Here is a 2,335-nt window from a genome sequence, read left to right as displayed (position 1 = left end):
GGAGCTAAGGAGAATTGAACTCCTGACCTCCTGCATGCCATGCAGGCGCTCTACCAACTGAGCTATAGCCCCTTGCGAGATGCCGCCCGAACCAGCGTTCCGCCGCGGCGACGTCGACAACATTAACGCCCCCCCGGGCGCTTCACCAAATCGTTTCCCGCCACCGCGGCCGGACCTGCGGCAACCGGGTCGCCGCCTCGCCCAGGGCGGCCGGAACCGGGTCGGCACGGCCGCGGAACGGCTCTCTCGGCCACCCGTACGGGACGCGTCCGTACGGGAACTCCCCCACAGCGGACCCCGGCCGATTCACCCCGCGAGTCGCCCGGCGGTCACGCGGTCGCGAACGAGTAGAAGCGCTTCAGCGCGCAGTGCTCGTCCAGCAGCCGCCCGTAGATGGGCTCTCCCTCCAGCTCCCGGTAGGTTTCGATGGGATCGCCCTTTATGATCAGCGCCCGCGCGCACTCCTCGCACCAGTACTGGTACTCGGGATTGACCGGGTCCATGTCCCGGACGATCGGAGTACCACTGCCGCACCAGTCGCACTTACGCCTGTGTGCACCCATCACTCAGCTCCAGGTGTGGCCGCAGGACGTGCACACGTACGAGACTCCGCCGTTGTCTCCGAGGACTTGGGCGACATGCGCCGATCCACAGGACGGGCAGCTGAGGAGTGCGTACATGTCCGTGGTGGTGGCAAGCGGGCCCCGGGCCTTCTCGCTCCTCCTGGCGGACATCGTGCGCTCCTCCCGTCCTGGCCGGTGTCCCCTCCGGCCGTCCGATTCTGCCATGACCACGCAGCGGTGGCAGTGGCGTTGACGGAAGGCGGCGCGAAACGCGGAATCCCGCCCTCACGGCGAGGACGGGATCCGGATTGTGGAGCTAAGGAGAATTGAACTCCTGACCTCCTGCATGCCATGCAGGCGCTCTACCAACTGAGCTATAGCCCCGTGTGTTCTTGGCGCTCGGCGCTGCGAACAAGAGGAACTTTAGCCTGCGACCTGCCGGAAAGTGAAATCCGGCGGTATGCCACCGGGGCCGGGGCCGGGCGGTGTCAGTCGTCGTCGCCGAGGACCGGTTCCGGGAGGGTGCCGGCGTTGTGCTCCAGCAGCCGCCAGCCGCGAGCGCCCTCGCCGAGCACCGACCAGCAGCAGTTCGAGAGCCCGCCGAGACTCTCCCAGTGCCGGGACTCCAGACCGAGCAGCCTGCCGATGGTGGTACGGATCGTGCCGCCGTGGCTGGCCACGACGAGCGTGCCGTTCTCCGGGAGCTTCTCGGCGTGGTGGAGCACCACGGGGGCGGCCCGGTCGGCCACCTCCGCCTCCAGCTCGCCACCGCCCCGGCGCACGGGCTCCCCGCGCTTCCAGGCGGCGTACTGCTCGCCGTACCGCGCGATGATCTCCTGGTGGGTCAGCCCCTGCCAGACGCCCGCGTAGGTCTCGCGCAGGGCTGCGTCGTACGAGACGTCGAGTCCGGTCAGCTCGGACAGCTCGGTGGCGGTGGCGGCGGCGCGCTTGAGGTCGGAGGCGACGATCGCGTCGGGCTTGAGGACCGCCAGCAGCCGGGCCGCCCGGCGGGCCTGGGCGACACCGGCCTCGGTCAGCGCGATGTCCGTCGTCCCCTGGAAGCGGCGCTCCAGATTCCAGGCGGTCTGGCCATGGCGCCACAGGACGATACGGCGTCCGGTGCGGTTGTAGGAATCCTCGTTCAGCTCAACTCACCGTCCGGGCTGCCGGTGACCTGGGCGTGCTCCTGGGCCTTGCCCCGGGTCTTGACCGCGTCCTCGGGGAGCGGCAGCTCGGGGCAGTCCTTCCACAGCCGCTCCAGGGCGTAGAACACCCGCTCCTCGCTGTGCTGGACGTGAACCACGATGTCGACATAGTCGAGGAGGATCCAGCGGGCGTCGCGGTCGCCCTCACGGCGTACCGGCTTGGCGCCCAGCTCCTTGCTGAGCCGCTCCTCGATCTCGTCGACGATCGACTTGACCTGGCGGTCGTTGGGCGCGGAGGCGAGCAGGAAGGCGTCGGTGATCGACAGCACGTCGCTGACGTCGTACGCGATGATGTCGTGCGCGAGCCGGTCGGCCGCCGCCTGGGCGGCGGCGGTGACGAGCTCGATGGAGCGGTCCGTGGCGGTCACATGCAGGCTTTCGTCGGCGGTCGGGTAACCCCATAAGGGTCTCACGGACCACCGACAGACCGGGCCGCGATGCTCCGGCGCCGATCATCGAGTCGCCGTCCGCCCTGGTCAGGCCGTCCCGGCCGCATCGGAGCGCGGCATCGGCCGCCGGTGGCACGGGACGCGGGCGCGCGGGGCACGGGGACACGGGCATGGGGGC

Annotated in this window: 4 protein-coding genes and 2 tRNA genes; all 6 read right to left on the bottom strand. The window is 69.7% G+C overall.

What is annotated here, in order from left to right; genetic code table 11:
• Positions 1-72, bottom strand: a tRNA-Ala gene (locus ACWF94_RS38915).
• Between the two features lie 257 nt (positions 73-329).
• Positions 330-563, bottom strand: a complete 234-nt coding sequence (locus ACWF94_RS38910) for a hypothetical protein (RefSeq protein WP_432071715.1) — start codon at positions 561-563, stop codon at positions 330-332.
• Between the two features lie 3 nt (positions 564-566).
• Positions 567-734, bottom strand: coding sequence for a hypothetical protein (locus ACWF94_RS38905; protein WP_453499766.1), 168 nt, complete (start codon positions 732-734; stop codon positions 567-569).
• 140 nt (positions 735-874) lie between these two features.
• A tRNA-Ala gene (locus ACWF94_RS38900) sits at positions 875-947 on the bottom strand.
• Between the two features lie 104 nt (positions 948-1,051).
• Positions 1,052-1,708: a histidine phosphatase family protein gene (locus ACWF94_RS38895; protein ID WP_453499768.1), complete on the bottom strand. Its 657-nt coding sequence runs from the start codon at positions 1,706-1,708 to the stop codon at positions 1,052-1,054.
• Positions 1,705-2,136, bottom strand: a complete 432-nt coding sequence (rsfS, locus tag ACWF94_RS38890; RefSeq protein ID WP_453499764.1) for a ribosome silencing factor — start codon at positions 2,134-2,136, stop codon at positions 1,705-1,707. The genes ACWF94_RS38895 and rsfS overlap by 4 nt, the downstream gene beginning before the upstream one ends.
• Positions 2,137-2,335: the final 199 nt, after the last annotated feature.

Source organism: Streptomyces sp. NPDC055078 (genome assembly GCF_053607985.1).
This window is presented reverse-complemented; position numbering and strand designations above follow the sequence as displayed.